The organism is Nonomuraea sp. NPDC051298 (assembly GCF_055586305.1).
The window spans coordinates 215,821-233,272 of the sequence record NZ_JBVJIM010000003.1 but is presented as its reverse complement, the minus strand read 5'-3'; the positions used below and the strand labels follow the sequence as shown (position 1 = coordinate 233,272).

Below are 17,452 nucleotides of genomic sequence, written 5' to 3'. Positions count from 1 at the left end.
CCCGGCCGCGTACGGCCGGGCGGGCTACGCGGGGCTACTTGATGGAACCGGCGGTCAGGCCGCCGACCACCTTCCGCTCGATCAGGGCGAACAGGATGATCACCGGGATCGTGGCGATCACCGATCCGGCGAAGAGGTTCTGCCAGTCCACCTGGTACTGCCCGATGAACGAGTTCAGCGCGACCGTGAGCGGCTGGTTCTCCGGGGTCGTGGTCAGGGTCAGCGCGACGACGAACTCGTTCCAGGCCGCGATGAACGTGAAGATCAGCGCGGTGATGACGCCTGGCATGGCCAGCGGCAGCGTGATCCTGAACAGCGCCCCGAAGCGGCCGTTGCCGTCGAGGAAGGCGGCCTCCTCCAGCTCACGCGGGATCGAGGCGAAGTACGCGTTCAGGATCCACACGGCGAACGCCAGGTTGAAGCCTCCGTTGACCAGGATCAGCGACCAGATCGAGTCCACCAGCCCGAACTGGAAGAACTCCCGGTAGATGCCCACCAGCATGGCCGTGGGCTGGAACATCTGCGTGATCAGCACCAGGACCAGGAACGCCGTGCGCCCCCTGAACGCGTGCCTGGCCGAGTAGTACGCGGCGGGCAGCGCCACCAGCAGCACCAGGATCGTCGAGCCGCCCGCGACCTTGAGCGTCACCCACAGGTTCCCGGCCAGGCCGCTGGTCCAGAAGTTGGCGAGGTTCGACCACACCCACTCCTCGGGCCAGAACGACACCTCGCGCAGCGAGTCCTGCGCCCGCAGCGAGGTCAGCAGCATGACGATGTACGGGAACAGGAAGACGAACCCGACGACGTACGCGGCGGCGGCCACGATCGTCGTCCTGAGCCTGGGCAGGCCGCGCGACGGGCGGGCCTTGGCCCTGGTGGGCCTGCGGCCCGGCCCGGCCGCCTTGGGCAGGGTCTCCACGGCCATCACGCCACCTCCCTGTTCCAGCGCGACACCTTGAGGAAGATCGCGGTGAGCACGAGCACCATGCCGAAGTTGACGACGGACATCGCGGCCGACTCGCCGATGTCCGAGCCCTTGAGGATGAACATGAAGATGGTCGAGGTGGCCGTCGAGTAGCCCGGCTGGCCGTGGGTCATCGCCCAGATGATCGGGAAGTTGTTGAAGACGTTCATCACGTTGATCAGCGCGGCCACGGTCAGCGCGGGACGCAGCAGCGGCAGCGTGATCGACCAGTACGTCCTGAACCTGGTGGCCCCGTCCATCCTGGCCGCCTCGTAGACGTCGCCGGGGATGGTCGAGAGCCCGGCCAGCAGCGCGTACGTGGTGAACGGCACCGAGACGAAGACGGCCACGAACACCAGCCACGGCATCGCGCTGGAGGCGTCACCGAGTTGGTCGGCGGCGGCGCCGCCCATGGCGTCGATCAGGCCCAGCTTCACCCTGATCTGGTTGATCACGCCGACCTCGGGGTCGAGCATCCACTTGAAGATGATCGCCGTCATCAGCACCGAGGCGGCCCAGGGCGCGATCAGCGCCCACCGGACGATCTTGCGGCCGGGGAAGCGCTGGTTGAGCAACTGGGCGAGGGCGAGCGAGATCAGCACGGTGAGCGCGACGACCGCGACCACCCAGATCACGCTGCGGACCATGATGTCGGCGAAGTCCTGCTCCCCGAACAGCTTCGTGTAGTTGTCGGGGAAGTTGTTGTCCTGGACCACCCCGAACCGGCTGATCTTGAGGAACGACGACCTGATCATCTCGACCACGGGCCACAGGACGACCAGCACGATCAGCACGATGGCGGGCCCGACCCACGCGAGGGGTTCGAGGGCGCGCAACCTTCTCATCAGACACCTTTCCAGGACAGTACGGCCGACGATGGTCGTCGGCCGTACCCGGGTCCCGCTGGATCAGCCGGCCGCTTCGGCGGTCTTCTGCAGGTCACCGAGGACCGCGGCCGGGTCGTCCTTGACGGCCCCGCCGATGGTCTGCTTGATCGCCGGGTTCACCTCGGCCCACTTGGGGTCCTGGAAGGGGTAGAAGCTGGCGTTGGGCAGCGCGTCGAGGAACGGCTTGAGCTTCTCGTCGCCCGCGAGCTTCTGGATGCCGCCGTTGGTGACGGGCAGCAGCTTGTAGGTGTCGGAGATCTTCTGGGCGGCGTCGCCGGTGTAGAAGAAGTCGAAGAACTTCTTGATCTCGGCGGCGTGGCCGTTCTTGTTGAACGCCATGATCCAGTCCATGACGCCGAGCGTGGTGTCGAGCGGGCCGGACTTGCCGGGAATGGGGGCGACGCCGTAGTTCGTCAGCCCGGCGGCGTCGAAGATCGGGATGGACATGGGGCCGCCGTTGACCATGCCGACCTTGCCGGCGCCGAAGTCCTCCCAGACCGTCTTGCGGTCCTTGGTGCCCGGGTTCGGGGTGGTCAGACCGGCGTCGACCAGGCCCTTCATGTACGTGAACGTCTCGACGTTCTGCGGCGAGTTGATCGCCCACTTGCCGGAGGCGTCCTTGTAACCCCCGCCGTTGCCCAGCATCCACAGGAACGACTCGCCCTGGGCCTCCTCCTGCCCGAGCGGCAGGCCGAACGGCTGCGTCACCCCGGCCGCCTTCAGCTTCTCGGCGGCGGCCTTCAGCTCGTCCCAGGTCTTGGGCGGCTCGGTGATGTTCGCCTTGGCGAACAGGTCCTTGTTGTAGAACAGGGCGCGGGCGGAGGAGACGAACGGGATGCCGTACGCGGCGCCGTCGACCTTCCCGAACTCGGCGAACTTCTGCAGCATGTCGCCGGAGACGTTCGGCGACAGGACCTCGTCCACCTTGTACAGCAGGCCGTCCTTGACGAAGCCCGAGTAGTCGCCGGTCTGCAGGATGTCGGGCACCTGGCCGTTCTGGACCATGGTGGCGACCTGCTTGTCGATGTCGTTCCAGTTGATGACCTGGACGTCGACCTTGATGTTCGGGTTGGCGGCCTGGAACTGGTCCACGACGCCCTTCCAGAAGGTCTCGCCCGAGTTCGGCTTGCCGGGGCCGTCGCCGTAGTCGGCGGCGACCATCTTCAGCGTGACCTGGCCACCGCTCGACGCCTGGGTGTCGCCGCCGCCGGAACCGCCAGATCCGCAACTGGACAGGACCAGCATCGTGGCAAGGCCGAGAGCGGCGCCGCCCACAAGCTTGATGTTCACTGCAGATACCGCCTTCTCGTCGGACGGGTCACGCTGGTCCGTACCAGCCAACGGACCCCGCCCAGGGGGATGAGGAGCGGGAACGCCGAAGGCCACCCGCGTTTGCGCCAGAGTAAGCCGCAGTTAAGCAGCCGGTCTATACCGGCTCGTCTCGGTTTGGCAACACTCGGGTGGGATGGTGGGCGGGTCCGGTCTAGACCGCAGGTCAGAGAATCTTTCTCCGTACGCTCTCGCCGCCCTCCGGCGTGCCGATCCACGGGCCCTCGATCGAGGGGTCGAGGATGCCCTCCTCCAGGAACGTGTAGCGGCCCTCGAGTACGTAGCCGGCCAGGCGTACGTCCTGGTTGTCGCTGTTGTCCCAGAGGCGGGCGAACAGCGCCTCCACGCGGCGCCTGGCCTGGTGGCAGAAGGTGTCGGCCAGCTCGTACGGTCGGCGTCCCAGGTCTCTGGAGTCCTCCTCGGCCTTGAGGCAGACGGCCGTCATCGCGTACAGCTCGGCCCCGATGTCCACGATCCGGCCGAGGAACGACTGCTTGTGCTCCAGCCCGCCCTGCCAGCGGGACATCCCGTAGAAGGTGGACCTGGCCAGCTTCCTGCTGGTCCGCTCCACGAAACGCAGGTGGGCGGCGAGCGGGCCGAACTCGGCGTACGCGGTGGGCAGGTTGCCCGAACCGGCCACCAGCGTGGGCAGCCACCTGGCGTAGAAGCGTCCGGCCCGGCGCAGGGCCTGCGCGCGCTCATGACGGTCGGCCTCGGGGTTGATCAGCTCGCCGGCGGCCGACAGGTGCGCGTCCACCGCCTCCCGGGTGATCGCCAGGCGCATGATCTCGGAGGAGCCCTCGAAGATGCGGTTGATCCGGGAGTCGCGCAGCATCTGCTCGGCGGGCACGCCCCGCTCGCCCCTGGCCACCAGCGACTCGGCGGTCTCGTAGCCGCGCCCGCCCCGTATCTGGACGAGTTCGTCGAGCGCCTCGTACGACAGCTCCGAGGAGTACAGCTTGGCCAGCGCCGCCTCGATCCTGATGTCGTTGCGCTGGTCGTCGGCCAGGCGGCCGGTCAGCTCGCTCACGGCTTCGAGCGCGTACGCGGTGGCGGCGATGAAGGCGATCTTCGTGGCCACGGCCTCGTGCCGGCCGACCTCGCGCCCCCACTGCACCCGTTCTTTGCCCCACTCGCGGGCGATCTTGACGGCCCACTTGGCGTTGCCCGCGCACGTGGCGGGAAGCGACAGGCGGCCGGTGTTGAGCGTGGTGAGCGCGATCCTGAGCCCCTCGCCCTCCTTGCCGATGAGGTTCCTGGCGGGCACTCTGACCTGGGTGAACTCGGTGACGCCGTTCTCGATGCCGCGCAGGCCCATGAAGGTGTTGCGGCGCCTGACCGTGATGCCCGGCGTGTCGCCCTCGACCACGAACGCGCTGATCTTCTTGCCGGTCCTGGCCATGACCACCAGCAGGTCGGCGATGACGCCGTTGGTCGTCCACAGCTTGACGCCGTCGAGCACGTAGTCGTCGCCGTCGCGGACGGCGGTGGTGGCCAGCCGCGCCGGGTCGGAGCCGACGTCGGGCTCGGTCAGGAGGAACGCCGAGATCTCACCCGCCGCGCACCTCGGGAGGAACTCCCGCTTCTGCTCCTCGGTGCCGAACAGCTTGAGCGGCTGCGGCACCCCGATCGACTGGTGCGCCGACAGCAGCGTGGCCAGCGCCGGGCAGTACGAGCCGACGAGCATGAGAGCGCGGCAGTAGTACAGGTACGGCAGGCCGAGCCCGCCGTACTCCTGCTTGATCGTGATGCCGAACGCGCCGAGCCCCGCGAGCCCCTTGACCACCTCGTCGGGGATCTGGGCGGTGCGCTCCACGAGGGCCGGGTCGACGTGCGCGTCGAGGTAGCGCCGCAGCGACCGGACGAACTCCTCTCCCCTCTTCGCCGCCTCCGCAGACACCGTGTCAGGCACCGTGTCTGACACCGTGGGCGCCGGATGCACCAGATCCAGCCGGAAGTCACCGAGGAAGAGCTGCTTGGCGAAGCTGGGCCGCGTCCATTCCTTCTCGCGTGCCTGCTCTCCGACCTCCCTGGACTCCGCGTACTCCGCGTACTCGGTGTGCTCGGTCTTGGTGTGCTCGGTCATGGCACCTCCCGACGCCTGCGCGGTCTGTGCCTTGAGTACTGCCCGCCTGACGGCGCCTTGTCGCCGTTCACCGACCCAATTTGTAGGAACGCCGAGCGTTGGCCTTCAACACGCCGAGCGCCACCAGCGCCAGCACGGCGGGCACCACGAGGTAGGCCCCGCAGAACGCCAGCCCGAGCAGCGACATCCCGGTCCCGATCGCGGCGGTGGTGCGCAGCCGCCCGGCGGGCAGCAACCGCACCGCCGCCGCCACGCCCACCGACGTGACCGCCGCCAGGCAGGCCGAGGTCGCCCGCATGAGCAGGTCCAGCTCCACACCCCGCACGAGCACGGGCCACACCAGCACGGGCAAGCTGAGCGCGAGCACCAGCCCGAGGCTCCGGTACGGCGTCCCGCCCGGCCCGCCGCCCTCGGCGAACCAGCCCGGGAGCGCGTTGTCCCTGGCCAGGGCCGCCCCGAGCCGGGCCGCCCCGGCGAGGTAGGTGTTGACCGCCCCGAACGTCAGCAGCACCGCCGCCACCCCGGTGACGGGCCGCGCCGCCGGGCCGAGGCCGATCTCCAGCATCGCGGTGAGCGGCACGCCGGTCATGTCCGCGCCGAGCACGCCGATGGAGGTGACGGAGACCCCCGCGTACAACACGCCGATCACGGCGAGGGTCACCACGGTGGCCCTGAGCAGCCCTCTCTTCCCGTCGGCGAACTCGGCCGACAGGTGGCTGGCCGCCTCCCAGCCGACGAACGCGAACATCAGCACACCGGCCGCGCCGGCCACGCCCGCGGCGCCGTACGGGGCGAAGGGGGTGAAGTTGGCCGCGTCGGCGTGCGGGGCGGCGATGATCACCGCGCCGGCCAGCAGCGCGACGAGCAGGGTCACCAGGCCGAGTTGCAGCCGTCCCGACGTGCGCAGCCCGGCGACGTTGGCCGCGAACGCGGCGGCCAGGATCAGGCAGGCGGTCAGGGTGGCGTCCACGCCCAGACTGGCTTCGACGTACTGGCCGCCGATGAGCGCCCCCGCGACGGTGCCGATGGGGACGGCGCCGTAGAACCACCATCCGGCGACCGCGGCGGCGTGCCTGCCGAACGCCAGGCCGACGAAGGCGGCCACGCCCCCGCCGCCGGGATAACGCGCGCCGAGAACGGCGAAGGTCAGCGCGACGGGGACGCTCAGCGCGAGCATCCCCGCCCAGGCCAGTACGGAGGCGGGCCCCGCCGCGGCGGCGGCGAGGTGCGGCAGCACCAGCATCCCCGGCCCCAGCACCGCACCCACGAGCAGCGCGGCACCCTGCCCGGCTCCCATATGTCCACTCATAGCGCCAGAAAGTACTTCAATCATTCGGCCATACCCGGCTCTGCCGAACATTCGGCCGGAATGCCATGGGAACCTGACGGTGTGGATGAACTTGATTCGGAGATCGTGCACCTCCTCCAAACGGATGCACGTCAATCCAACCGAGAGCTGGCCAGGCAGCTCGGCATCGCACCCTCGACCTGCCTCGAACGGGTCAGGTCGCTCACCCGCCGGGGCGTGATCCGCGGCTACCACGCCGACATCGACCCCGCCGCGCTCAACCGCGGCGTCCAGGCGATGGTCTCGGTCCAGGTGCGGCCCCTGAGCCGGGCGGTGATCAACGCGTTCAAGGCGTGGGCGGCGGAGATGCCGGAGGTCCTGAGCGTGTTCGTGCTGGCCGGTGGCGACGACTTCCTGCTGCACGTGGGCGTCCAGGACCTCGACCGCCTGCACGGGTTCCTGCTCGACCGGCTGAGCAAGCGCAAGGAGATCGTCGGCTTCCGCACGTCGGTGGTGTACCAGCAGGTGCAGAAGACCGTGCCGAGCCGCCTGGAGGAGACCTGACTTTCGTCAGGGGTCCTTCTGGACGGTCGGCCGATACGTGAAGGGGCTCGGGCTCCCTAGGTTTCTCGGGTGAGATCCCTCCTGGCCCTCCTGGCCGTCACCGTCCTGATCGTCACCGCCCCGATCGCCGCCTCGGCGGCTCCGGGGCTGACGCCCGCCGCCGTCGACACCTACCTGCGCGAGGCGATGGAGGCCACCGGCGCGCCGGGCGTCTCCGTGGTCGTGACGCACGACGGGGAGGTCGTGCACGCCGCCGGGTACGGTCACGACGCCGAGGGCCGCCCGGTCACCGAGGACACCCCCATGCGGGTGGCCTCGGTGAGCAAGTCGTTCACCGCCATGGCCGTGATGACGCTCGTGGAGCGCGGCGCGATCGAGCTGGACGAGCCGGTGGCCGCCCAGTTGCCCGGCTTCGCGATGGCCGACCCGCGGGCGGCCCGGATCACCGTACGGCACCTGCTGAACCAGACCTCCGGCCTGTCGGACCGCACGGTGGACATCGCCGCCACCGAACGCGCCACCTCGCTGGCCGACCACACCGCCGCCCTGGCGGACTCCCGGCTCGCCGCCGACCCCGGCACCCGGTACGAGTACTGCAACGTCAACTACGACCTGGCCGCCCGGCTGGTCGAGGTGGCGAGCGGGCAGCGGTTCGGCGACTACCTGCGCGAGCGGGTGTTCGGGCCGCTCGGCATGACCTCCAGCGCCGTCTCCGACCAGGTCGTCCGCCCGGCGGACGGCCACAACTCGCTCTTCGGCGTCTGGCTGCCCCGGCCGGAACCCGCCGGGTTCCTCGACGGCAGCGGCTCGGGCGGGGTCATCACCACCGCGGCCGACATGGGCAGGTGGCTGATCGCGCAGACGGGCGACGGCCGGCCGCTGGTGACGCGGCAGAGCCTGGAGGCCATGCACCGGCCCACGGAGCTGCGCCCGTACGGGATGGGGTGGGGGGTCGAGGAGGACGGGCGGCTCGTCCACTCGGGGAACCTGTTCACCTACAACGCCGTCGAGGCCGTCTCCCCGAAGACCGGCTACGGCTTCGCGGTGATGACGAACGGCGCGGCGCTGTACGAGCCGACGTACGACATCATGCTCGGCCTCGTGGCGCTGAGCGAGGGCAGGACCCCGGCGGGCCCGGGGAACGACCGGCAGCTCATCGAGGCGGTGCTGGGCGCGATCGCGCTGCTCGCGGGCGGTCTGGGCGTCCTGGGCGCGGTGCGGGCCCGGCGCTGGGCGGCCAGGCGGTCGGGCTCGCCGTGGTGGCGGATCGGGCCGCGGCTGGTCCCCGCGCTCGTCCCGGCCGCGGTGCTGGCGGCGTATCCGGACCTCGTGTCGGTGCTGGTGAACGGTCGGACGGTCACCTGGGCCCAGCTCACCACCTTCCCCGCCCCTCTGTCGATCACGGTGCTCGTCGCGGCCCTGGCCGGTTCGGGAGTGGCGGCCGTCAGGATCCTGGCGCTGCGCAAGCTCCGCGCTCCCGACGGCGCGATCGCCGTCGACCTCGCGCGCCGTTAATTCGGTTGCGCGTGCTCCAGCCGTCCCCCTAACCTCGAGGACATGCGCCTTTACCTGTAATTCGCGGGGCTTCGTGCCCGCCACTCAGCACTGTCCATCCATGAGACGCGGCAGCCTGAGCTTGTCGACCGGCCCTGTTTTGCGCCGCGTCGTGAGTTACGTAGAGGAGCTTCCCTTATGCGCGTTCGATCGTCCAACAAGAAGAGCCAGCCCCATCTGCCCGTGGTGCGGCCGATGCCCAAGATGCCGCAGCGGCCGATCATGCCGCCCCGGCGCATCCCGCCGAAGGGCCGATGAGCAACTACCGGGATGGTAGTTAGCGGAGCGCCGCCTCCCCCGTACGCCTGGAGGCGGCGCTCCACCTTTCACAGCCGTTCGATGATGGTGACGTTGGCCTGGCCGCCGCCCTCGCACATCGTCTGCAGCCCGTACCGGCCGCCGGTGCGCTCCAGCTCGTGCAGGAGCTTGGTCATCAGGATCGCGCCGGTGCCGCCGAGCGGGTGGCCGAGCGCGATGGCGCCGCCGTTGGGGTTGACCCGGGCCGGGTCGGCGCCCAGTTCGTGCGTCCAGGCCAGCGGCACCGGGGCGAACGCCTCGTTGATCTCGACCATGTCGATGTCGCCGATCGACAGGCCGGCCCTGCTCAGCGCCCGCTGCGTGGCCGGGATCGGCGCGGTCAGCATGTAGACCGGGTCGTCGCCCAGGAGGGCGAGCTGGTGGATGCGGGCCCGCGGGGTCAGCCCGTGGTCGCGTACGGCCTGCTCGGAGGCGATGAGCACGGCGCCGGAGCCGTCGGAGATCTGCGAGGCGGTGGCCGCGGTGATCTGCCCGCCCTCCTTCAGCGTCTTCAGCCCGGCCATCTTCTCCAGCGTGGTGTCGGCCCTGGGGCCCTCGTCGTCCTCGACGCCGTTGAGCGGCGCGATCTGGTCCCTGAAGTGGCCGTTGGCGATGGCCTTGGCGGCGCGCTGGTGGGACTCGAAGGCGTACTGCTCCAGCACGTCTCTCGTGTAGCCCCACTTCTCGCACATCAGCTCAGCGCCGCGGAACTGCGAGATCTCCTGGTTGCCGTACCGCTCGACCCATTTGTCGCCGAACGGGAACGGCATGCCCTTCTCCAGCGCGGCCGTGATCGAGGAGCCCATGGGCACGACGCTCATCGACTCGACCCCGGCCGCCACGACCAGGTCCTGGGTGCCGGACATGACACCCTGGGCGGCGAAGTGGATCGACTGCTGCGAGGAGCCGCACTGCCGGTCGATCGTGACACCGGCGGTGGTCTCGGGCAGCCCGGCGGACAACCAGGCGTTTCTCGCGATGTCCATGCTCTGGGGGCCGAACTGCATGACGCATCCCATGATGACGTCCTCGACCGCGGCGGGGTCGACGCCGGTGCGGTCGATCAGCGCCTTCAGCGTGTGGGCGGCCAGGTCAGTGGGGTGGACGGTGGACAGGCCGCCCTTCTTCTTGCCGACGGGGGTGCGGACCGCCCCGACGATGTACGCCTCTGCCACGGTGCCTCCTGGAAACCGAGCATTATTCGGTTACTAGGTTCAGCGTACAACAGAACGACGTTCTGGCGCTGCTCGCGGCAGGGCGGTCAGGCGTCCTCGCGCCCCTTCGCCTCCTTCTCGCCGCCGCTCTCGCCGTCGTTCTGGCCCTCGCTCTCAGCGTCGCTCTCGGCGTCGCTCTCGCCGTCCTCAGCGTCGTCCCCGGTGCTCACGTCCTCCGGGGCCTCCGCAGCGTCCTTCGGGGCCGCGGACGACACGAGATCCTCGGCGGCGTCGATCCTGAACCGCCACCGGTCCACGGCGATGCCGTTCAGCGCCTCCGACAGCTCCAAGGCGAGCGCGCCGAGCTTGACGGGCTCGTCGCCGCGCAGCTCGATCGCGGTCAACTCGGTGGCGAAGGGCAACAGCTCCTGTACGGCCGGGGGCTGCCCCTTCTCCGGCACCAGCACGGCCCGGATGTCGCCGGCCGTGAACGCCACCCCCTCCTCCTCCTGCTCCAGCAGGGGCGCGAGTTCCTCGGCCGTGGGCCGTACCGGCAGGATGACCGCGGGGCCGCCCTCACCGTCGTCGGCCGGATCGCTCACCTCGCCCCGGCACACCGCGAGCCCGCCGAGCCGGAACGCCAGCCCCTCGGCCAGGAACCGGTCGAAGAAGTTGACCGGCAGCGGCCCCTCGGCGGCCACCCGCACCGCCCACCCCTTCTCCAGCTCACCGCCGGTCAGGGCGGGCTCGGCCTCGACGGGCGCGCACACGCGTGCGTCGGCCGCCACGATCTCGTCGCCCTCGCGCCGGGCGCCGGGGTCGGCCAGCCGGACGATGCGCAGCAACTCGTCGGGGTCCGGTTTCGCGGGAACGACGGCCGTCGGGCCAGTACGCAGTCTCCGCTTCGTCATCCAGCCCATGCCCGCCTCCGGCGCTCAGCTTCGATAGGAGCTTGTCATCGTCGCGTAGACGATCACGTTGTCGGTGTAGTGTCCGGTGGACCGGTTGTAGGTGCCACCGCAGGTGATGAGGTGAAGCTGGGCGTTCTCCTGCGCCCCGTAGACCCGCTGGGTCGGGAACGTCTTCTTGCTCGCCTGCTCGATGCCGCCGACGGTGAACACCGCGGTGGTCTTGTCCTGGCGCTTGACCTCGATGGTGTCGCCGTTCTTCAGCTCGGGCAAGCGGGCGAACACGGCGCTGCGCGTCCGGGTGTCCTTGTGCCCGAGCAGCACGGCGGGGCCCGCCTCACCAGGGGTGGACATGTTCCGGTACCAGCCGACCAGGTTGTGGTTGTCGGACGGGGGCACCTCGATCGTGCCGTCCTTGGCCAGCCCCACGGACTTGATCGGCGCGTTGATGCCGAGCCGCTTGACCACGAGCCTGACCGGGGTGGAGGGCAGCATGGGCGGCGCCGGGGTGATCTGCGGCAGCGGTGGCGGCACGTCGGCCGGAGCCTGGAAGTACGCCTGCTCCGGCTGGACGGTCTGCTTCGGCTGCGTCTGCAGGTTCAGGGCCTCACGGCTGCCCTCCAGGCCGTACTCCTGGGGAGACCTCAGCACGATCAGCAGCCCGGCCACCACCGTCACCACACCGGCGATGGCGGCCACGACCAGGACGGTCCTGAGCGCGGCGCCGCCCTTGTCCTCGGGCGGCGGAGCGGGCGCGGGGTCGCCGTACGGATAGTAGCCCGACACAGCTCGTCAGCCCTTGATCGAACGGCGTCGAATGACCAGCCCACCCACGGCGGCCGCCGCCACCAGCGCTGTGCCGGTCAGGATGAACACCCGCCCGTCAGGCCCCATCATCCCCCCGGCCCCGGTGTCCGCCCCGGCCTTGGGAGTCTCAGAACTCCTGGTGGTGCTGTTGGACGAGGACGGCGTAACGGTCACCGTCGCGGTGCGGGTCGTGGTGGGGCGCGGGGTGGTGGTGGTCGGGCTGGGCGAGGTGGTGCCCGTGTTCGTGTTCGTCGAGGTCGGGCTCGCCGTGGTAGTTCCCACGACGAAGTTCGCCGAGGGACCGCCGGAAGCACCCGGCTGGCAGTTGTACCACGTCGTGCCGCCCACCTGGAGCGCGAACGCGCCGCCCTTGAGCGCGACCGTGCCGGAGGCGGTGGGCGTCACCACCATGGTCATGGTGGGAAGTGGCATCGCGCCATCAGACGCCACGGCCGTTGGAACGGTGGCAGTCGCGCCCACGGGGATGGGCACCGCAGGGATCGGCGTGCCGCTGGGGCTGACGGTTCCGGCGGCCACGACCGCGCTGCTGGGGGTCATGCTGGAAATGACGGGCAGGTGGCTCGCACTCGCCGTCGGCTGCTGCACATCCCAGGTGACGGTCACGGTGGCACTGGGCGTGACGGTCGTGGTCGGGCCCCTCAGCTCCATGCGGAACGGAATGGTCTCCGTCGCCGTCGGCGTTCCGGCGGGGCCCGCCGCCGTACAGGTGTAGACCACATCGACGGGAGCGGCGGCCATTGCCGCCACCACCGGTATCGCGCCGAAGATGCCTGCGCCTAGGACGGCCATGGCGGATGTCTTGAGGGCGAGGCGGCGCCCCGCCTTGGACGTCAGCACTTCCATCTCCAATTCAGCGCAGTATCAACGATCGTGCCAGAATCCCAGCAGTTGGTCACGGTTAGGTAGAGATCCTACGAACTGTCCCCGTCAAGTTCCCGTAAACCGCCAATTCTGCACCAACTTTCCCTCATGTCTTCTTCTTTGACAACGTTGCGTACACGACGATGTTGTCTGTGTAGTGATGCGTCGTCTTGTTGTAGACCCCGCCGCACGTGATGAGCCTGAGCTGGGAGTTGTCGGTGTTGCCGTACACCCGCTCGGTCGGGAACGCGGTCTTGCCGGCCTGCTCGATCCCGCTCACCGTGAACCGGGTGACCTTGCCGTCCGACCGGTAGACGTAGATCTGGTCGCCCTTCGCCAGCTCCCTGAGGCGGTCGAAGACGGCGGGGCCGCTGCGGGTGGCCACGTGGCCGTTGATGATCGACGGGCCGAGTTCGCCGGGCACGGGCGAGAGTTTGTACCAGCCCGTCTGGTTCGGCTTGCCGAGCGGCGGGGTGCCGAGCCGGCCCTTGGCGTCCAGCGCGACCGAGCCGACCGGGGCGTTCACCTTGATCTTGGGGATCTTGATGCGGGTCGGGTGGGCCTTGGCGGCCTTGGTCTTGGCCGTGGGGATCGGCGAGACGACCGGGACGGCGGGCAGCGGCGGCGGCGCGTCCAGGCGGGCCGGGGTCAGGGGGACGTTCTTGCCGCCGGGGCCGACCGTCGGCGAGAGTGCGAACGCGCCCGCGTTCGCCACCTCCACCTTGCTCGGCGCGTCCTGGGCCGCCACGAGCGGCTGCGAGCCGTCATCGATCTTGGGCGCCAGCGAGAGCAGGCTCACCATGACCAGGCCGACGCCGCCGAGCGACCCGGCGATGAGCAGGCCGGGCAGCGCCCGCTGCATCGGCGTCTTCTGCCCGGACGATGGCGGGCTCTCCCCGGACGGTGGCGGGCTCTCCGGCGTCAAAGCCCTCTGCCCTGACCGAGGCGGGCTCTCCGGCGTCGGTGTCTGGTGCCCGGCCATCGGGGCGTGCTCAAGCGTCGCCTGCCGGGACGGCAGCGCGTTCTCCGGCTGCGGTGCTTCGTGGTCGGCCATCAGCGCGTTCCTCCCGCGTGTCCGGCCTGGCGGCGGCGCAGCAGCAGCCCGCCCCCGGCGCTGCCCAGCACGACGGCCATGCCGCCGGCCATGAGCCCGTACGGATGACCCGCCGCGTCCGGGGCCACCCCGGTCTCCACGCCGCCGCTGGGTGTGTCGGCGACCTGGGCCTTGTAGTAGTTGGTGGCGGTCGGTCCGGTGCTCTTGGGCGTGGACGAGGTCGAGGACGAGGTCGACGACTGCGGCAGCACGATCACCCGGTCACCGCCGACGGTGGCGTCGGCGGGAGGCGTGGAGTCGCCGGGGTCGTCCTGGCCCGGGTCGTCCGTCGAGGTGCCGGTGGGGTCGGGCTTCGGCCGTACGGTCACCTCGACCGACGGCGGCGTGCCGACAGGACTGCACTTGGCGGCGTGGTAGCCGGTCGGCGTCTTGGCCGCCTTGGTCGAGACCTCGAACGAGTCGAGCCACATCAGGCCCTCCTCCGCGGCCTTCACCAGCCTGATCGTGTGCTCGCCGTACGTCAGCGCCGGCGAGTCGTACAGGACCTTGCCGCCGTCGAGGTCGTCGTTGACCGGGTTGTCCTCGGCGTCGCGCGACGGGTTCACCGTGGCGACCTTCTTGTCGTCGAGGTAGACGTCGACCGGGCTGGAGTCCTTGTCGGTCGGGCCCATGTAGCGCACGCTGGTGCCGACGAAGGTGAGGGAGGCACTGGCGTCCTTCTGGCGGGCCTCGTGCAGGTCGTTGTGCTGGTGGTTCTCCGACTCGGGGAGGTCGTCGCGCGACTCCCACTGGTCGTCGCTGTAGACGATCCGCAGGTCGCTCGGGTTGTCGGCGTCGTCCCCGTCGTTGACGACCGCCACGCCGTCGGGCGGGGTGAAGTCGAGTTCGATGTCCCCCGGCGTGATCGTGATGACGCCCGCCTCGTCGGTCAGGGCGGGGTCGCTCAGCGTCTGGGGCGGCGTGAGCGGGTCGTCGGGGCGCAGCGGGCCGTGCGCGTCGGAGACGCCCCGGGGCATGAGGACGTTCACCTCGTCCTTGCGGTGTTCGACGTAGCCGGTGGCGTGCACCTGGCCACCGGCGGCGAAGTAGCCGGGCGCCTGGAGGCGGCCGGGCTCGGCGGTGTCGTAGCCCAGCTTCCAGGTGAGGTTGAGCGGGTCGCCGACCGTGAGGTCCGTGGCGAAGGCGAGGTCGGTGGTGAGCCGGACGGGGCCGTGCCGGACGATGCTGCCGTCGTTCTCGATCGCGGCGCACTTGTAGTCGATGGACAGGTCTGCGGGCGCGGCCGACGCCGGTACGTTCGGCAGCACCACGAAACCTAAGCTCGCCACGGACCCCACGGATGCGGCGATCAACGCCCTGCGCCACCGTCTCACGGAGACTCCGATCACCCACGAACAGACCGAAGGTCGATCCTAGAGTCGAAAAACTCTCAACACCCGTCGAACGCCGCGTCCCCCGGCACTTGTGATGAACCCGTGTCCACGGCGTTCGACACCGGGTATACCTGGCAGTAACAGAACAGAATTCTGCCGCTGGAGGCGACCGATGCAGCGTGACCTCTTCGACGCGGAACACCTGCTCTTCCGCGAGACCGTACGCGAGTTCATGACCCGCGAGGTCGTGCCGCACCACCCGCGATGGGAGCAGGACGGCATCGTCCCGCGCGAGGTCTGGAAGAAGGCCGGGGAGCTGGGCATGTTCGGGTTCTCGGTGCCGGAGGAGTACGGCGGCGCGGGCATCAGGGACTTCCGCTACAACGCGGTCGTCGTCGAGGAGATCATCGCCAACGGCGCCACCGGGCTGGGCTTCTCGCTGCACAACGACGTCATGGCCCCGTACCTGGTGGATCTCACCGACGAGGAGCAGCGGCAGCGCTGGCTGCCGGGCTTCGCGAGCGGCGAGCTGATCACCGCCATCGCCATGAGCGAACCCGGGGCCGGCAGCGACCTGCAGGGGATCAGGACGACGGCCGTCCGCGACGGCGACCACTACGTCGTCAGCGGGCAGAAGACGTTCATCACGAACGGCGTCAACGCCGATCTCGTCGTCGTGGTCGCCAGGACCGACCCCGAGGCGGGCGCCAGGGGCATCTCGCTGGTCGTGGTGGAGCGGGGCATGGAGGGGTTCGGGCGCGGACGGAACCTGGAGAAGGTCGGCATGAAGGCCCAGGACACGGCGGAGCTGTTCTTCGACGGCGTACGCGTGCCCGTCGCCAACCGCCTCGGCCCGAACGAGGGCGAGGGCTTCGTCCAGCTCATGAACAACCTGCCCCAGGAACGCCTGTCGATCGCCGTGGCGGCGGTGGCCGCGGCGGAGACCGTGCTGGCCCAGACGATCGAGTACTGCCGGACCCGCCAGGCGTTCGGCCGGAACATCGGCTCGTTCCAGAACACCCGGTTCGTGCTGGCGGAGCTGGCCACCGAGACCGAGATCGCCCGCCACTACGTCGACAAGTGCATCCTGGCGCTCAACGCGGGCCGCCTCACCGCCGTGGACGCCGCCAAGGCCAAGTGGTGGACGACCGAGCTGCAGACCAGGGTCATCGACCGCTGCCTCCAGCTCCACGGCGGCTACGGCTACATGATGGAGTACCCGGTCGCCAAGGCGTGGCTCGACAGCCGCGTACAGACGATCTACGGCGGCACCACGGAGATCATGAAGGAGATCATCGGCCGGTCATTCGGATTCTGACCGGTCACCGCGCGGCGGGCCGGGTCAGACCGCATACTGGACACCATGGACGCCGGCCTGATCCTCCTGGTCTTCCTGGCGCTGCTGGTCGCCTGGGCACTCAACCGCGTACGCCGGGCCATCCGCCTCGGCCCGGTCGGCTACGCCGGCGTGATGATCGTGTTCGTCATCGTCATGTTGCTGCTCTGGGGGCAGACCAAGATCTAACCGCCGAGCACGACCCGGGTGACCAGCTCGGGGTCGTCGCTCATCGGCAGGTGCCCGCACCCCTTGAGGAGCTTGACCCGCTGCCCCGACCAGCGCGCCGCGCGGATGGCCTGGCGGCGCAGCAGCAGCCGGTCGTGCTCACCCCACGCGATCGTGATGGGCGACTTCGGCGGGGCGGGCGGCATCAGGCCGCCGAACGACTCCAGCGTCTCGTCGAAGCCGGCCGCCTCCCCCAGCGCCCGCGTGGCGGCGACCAGCGCGGCCGGGTCGAGCCTGGAGGGATGGGCGACCAGGACCCCGGCGGAGACCGCGCGCAGGTAGCGGCTTTCCGCCGTCTTGACCAGCGTCTCCACCGGCATGGAACGGGCCGAGGCACGCAGGGCGCGCAGCACCGCCTGGCAGTAGACCAGCTCAGAACGCGTCCAGAAGCCCGCGGGGGACAGCGCGGTGGCCGTCCGTACGACACCGCGCGAGGCCAGCTCCAGCGCGATGTAGCCGCCCAGTGAGTTGCCCGCCACGTGCGGCTCGCGCACGCCGAGCAGGGCGCAGAACGACTCGACCGCGTCGGCCAGCGACTCGGCCGTGTAGGGGATGCCCTCGGGCAGCCCGGGAGAGGCCCCGAAGCCGGGCAGGTCGATCGCGATCACCGTACGTGCCACGGCCAGCCGGTCGATCACCGGCAGCCACCCCTGCCAGTGGTGGCCGATGCCGTGGATGAGGATCAGCGGCGCGCCCGTGCCCCGTCGTTCGAAGGCCAGCTCCATGGCGCCAGTGAATCAC

The 17,452-nt window shown here is 70.0% G+C and carries 16 protein-coding genes; 5 read left to right on the top strand and 11 right to left on the bottom strand.

Translation table 11 applies throughout. The annotated features are described in order from the left end of the window. Nucleotides 1-34: 34 nt before the first annotated feature. From ACZ6S0_RS11145 to ACZ6S0_RS11125, 5 genes are all read right to left on the bottom strand, one after another. Nucleotides 35-925 (bottom strand): carbohydrate ABC transporter permease, encoded by an 891-nt coding sequence (locus tag ACZ6S0_RS11145; protein WP_465915580.1) that lies wholly within the window; start codon nucleotides 923-925, stop codon nucleotides 35-37. After that, a complete protein-coding gene (locus tag ACZ6S0_RS11140) occupies nucleotides 925-1,809 on the bottom strand; it encodes a carbohydrate ABC transporter permease (RefSeq protein WP_344872535.1) in 885 nt (294 codons plus the stop codon). Before ACZ6S0_RS11140 ends, ACZ6S0_RS11145 begins: the two co-directional genes overlap by 1 nt. A gap of 63 nt (nucleotides 1,810-1,872) precedes the next feature. Continuing rightward, nucleotides 1,873-3,141 carry an extracellular solute-binding protein gene (locus tag ACZ6S0_RS11135; protein ID WP_465915579.1) on the bottom strand — a complete coding sequence of 423 codons (1,269 nt, stop codon included), beginning with the start codon at nucleotides 3,139-3,141 and terminating at the stop codon, nucleotides 1,873-1,875. Between the two features lie 205 nt (nucleotides 3,142-3,346). Beyond that, nucleotides 3,347-5,266, bottom strand: coding sequence for an acyl-CoA dehydrogenase family protein (locus tag ACZ6S0_RS11130; protein ID WP_465915578.1), 1,920 nt, complete (start codon nucleotides 5,264-5,266; stop codon nucleotides 3,347-3,349). A gap of 67 nt (nucleotides 5,267-5,333) precedes the next feature. Then, nucleotides 5,334-6,575 (bottom strand): APC family permease, encoded by a 1,242-nt coding sequence (locus tag ACZ6S0_RS11125; RefSeq protein WP_465915577.1) that lies wholly within the window; start codon nucleotides 6,573-6,575, stop codon nucleotides 5,334-5,336. Between the two features lie 81 nt (nucleotides 6,576-6,656). On the opposite strand from ACZ6S0_RS11125, the gene ACZ6S0_RS11120 reads away from it, so the two are divergent. Both ACZ6S0_RS11120 and ACZ6S0_RS11115 read left to right on the top strand, forming a co-directional pair. Continuing rightward, nucleotides 6,657-7,118 carry an Lrp/AsnC family transcriptional regulator gene (locus ACZ6S0_RS11120; RefSeq protein ID WP_344872527.1) on the top strand — a complete coding sequence of 154 codons (462 nt, stop codon included), beginning with the start codon at nucleotides 6,657-6,659 and terminating at the stop codon, nucleotides 7,116-7,118. Nucleotides 7,119-7,187: 69 nt separating this feature from the next. Beyond that, complete coding sequence (locus ACZ6S0_RS11115) at nucleotides 7,188-8,633, top strand: serine hydrolase domain-containing protein (protein WP_465915576.1); 1,446 nt, start codon at nucleotides 7,188-7,190, stop codon at nucleotides 8,631-8,633. Between the two features lie 365 nt (nucleotides 8,634-8,998). Here the strand turns inward: ACZ6S0_RS11115 and ACZ6S0_RS11110 are convergent, their stop codons facing one another. The 3 genes from ACZ6S0_RS11110 to ACZ6S0_RS11100 form a co-directional block, all read right to left on the bottom strand. Then, on the bottom strand, nucleotides 8,999-10,144 hold the full coding sequence (locus ACZ6S0_RS11110) for an acetyl-CoA C-acetyltransferase (protein WP_465915575.1): 1,146 nt from the start codon (nucleotides 10,142-10,144) through the stop codon (nucleotides 8,999-9,001). An 86-nt stretch (nucleotides 10,145-10,230) separates the two neighbouring features. Continuing rightward, a complete protein-coding gene (locus tag ACZ6S0_RS11105) occupies nucleotides 10,231-11,034 on the bottom strand; it encodes a hypothetical protein (protein ID WP_465915574.1) in 804 nt (267 codons plus the stop codon). A 24-nt stretch (nucleotides 11,035-11,058) separates the two neighbouring features. Next, nucleotides 11,059-11,817 (bottom strand): class F sortase, encoded by a 759-nt coding sequence (locus ACZ6S0_RS11100; RefSeq protein WP_465915573.1) that lies wholly within the window; start codon nucleotides 11,815-11,817, stop codon nucleotides 11,059-11,061. A gap of 31 nt (nucleotides 11,818-11,848) precedes the next feature. Here ACZ6S0_RS11100 and ACZ6S0_RS11095 point away from each other — a divergent pair, with 31 nt between their 5' ends. Next, nucleotides 11,849-12,571, top strand: a complete 723-nt coding sequence (locus tag ACZ6S0_RS11095) for a hypothetical protein (RefSeq protein ID WP_465915572.1) — start codon at nucleotides 11,849-11,851, stop codon at nucleotides 12,569-12,571. Between the two features lie 255 nt (nucleotides 12,572-12,826). On the opposite strand, the gene ACZ6S0_RS11090 is transcribed toward ACZ6S0_RS11095, so the two are convergent. Both ACZ6S0_RS11090 and ACZ6S0_RS11085 read right to left on the bottom strand, forming a co-directional pair. Continuing rightward, nucleotides 12,827-13,774 (bottom strand): class F sortase, encoded by a 948-nt coding sequence (locus tag ACZ6S0_RS11090; RefSeq protein WP_465915571.1) that lies wholly within the window; start codon nucleotides 13,772-13,774, stop codon nucleotides 12,827-12,829. Continuing rightward, complete coding sequence (locus ACZ6S0_RS11085; protein ID WP_465915570.1) at nucleotides 13,774-15,102, bottom strand: hypothetical protein; 1,329 nt, start codon at nucleotides 15,100-15,102, stop codon at nucleotides 13,774-13,776. The genes ACZ6S0_RS11090 and ACZ6S0_RS11085 overlap by 1 nt, the downstream gene beginning before the upstream one ends. Before the next feature lie 217 nt (nucleotides 15,103-15,319). Between ACZ6S0_RS11085 and ACZ6S0_RS11080 the strand changes: the two genes are divergently transcribed. Continuing rightward, the gene (locus ACZ6S0_RS11080) at nucleotides 15,320-16,465 is read left to right on the top strand and encodes an acyl-CoA dehydrogenase family protein (protein WP_465915569.1); all 1,146 of its coding nucleotides are present in this window, start codon (nucleotides 15,320-15,322) and stop codon (nucleotides 16,463-16,465) included. Between the two features lie 45 nt (nucleotides 16,466-16,510). After that, entirely contained in the window at nucleotides 16,511-16,672 is a 162-nt protein-coding gene (locus ACZ6S0_RS11075; protein WP_465915568.1) for a hypothetical protein, read from the top strand. On the opposite strand, the gene ACZ6S0_RS11070 is transcribed toward ACZ6S0_RS11075, so the two are convergent. Beyond that, complete coding sequence (locus tag ACZ6S0_RS11070) at nucleotides 16,669-17,436, bottom strand: alpha/beta fold hydrolase (protein WP_465915567.1); 768 nt, start codon at nucleotides 17,434-17,436, stop codon at nucleotides 16,669-16,671. The genes ACZ6S0_RS11075 and ACZ6S0_RS11070 overlap by 4 nt on opposite strands. Between the last annotated feature and the right edge of the window lie 16 nt (nucleotides 17,437-17,452).

Bases quoted from the DNA above. Each gene is read 5' to 3' on its own strand.
- ACZ6S0_RS11140 (WP_344872535.1), bottom strand. From the start codon at position 1,809: ATGAGAAGGTTGCGCGCCCTCGAACCCCTCGCGTGGGTCGGGCCCGCC.
- ACZ6S0_RS11145 (WP_465915580.1), bottom strand. From the start codon at position 925: ATGGCCGTGGAGACCCTGCCCAAGGCGGCCGGGCCGGGCCGCAGGCCC.
- ACZ6S0_RS11125 (WP_465915577.1), bottom strand. From the start codon at position 6,575: ATGAGTGGACATATGGGAGCCGGGCAGGGTGCCGCGCTGCTCGTGGGT.
- ACZ6S0_RS11090 (WP_465915571.1), bottom strand. From the start codon at position 13,774: ATGGCCGACCACGAAGCACCGCAGCCGGAGAACGCGCTGCCGTCCCGG.
- ACZ6S0_RS11070 (WP_465915567.1), bottom strand. From the start codon at position 17,436: ATGGAGCTGGCCTTCGAACGACGGGGCACGGGCGCGCCGCTGATCCTC.
- ACZ6S0_RS11080 (WP_465915569.1), top strand. From the start codon at position 15,320: ATGCAGCGTGACCTCTTCGACGCGGAACACCTGCTCTTCCGCGAGACC.
- ACZ6S0_RS11095 (WP_465915572.1), top strand. From the start codon at position 11,849: ATGACCAGCCCACCCACGGCGGCCGCCGCCACCAGCGCTGTGCCGGTC.
- ACZ6S0_RS11075 (WP_465915568.1), top strand. From the start codon at position 16,511: ATGGACGCCGGCCTGATCCTCCTGGTCTTCCTGGCGCTGCTGGTCGCC.
- ACZ6S0_RS11130 (WP_465915578.1), bottom strand. From the start codon at position 5,266: ATGACCGAGCACACCAAGACCGAGCACACCGAGTACGCGGAGTACGCG.
- ACZ6S0_RS11105 (WP_465915574.1), bottom strand. From the start codon at position 11,034: ATGACGAAGCGGAGACTGCGTACTGGCCCGACGGCCGTCGTTCCCGCG.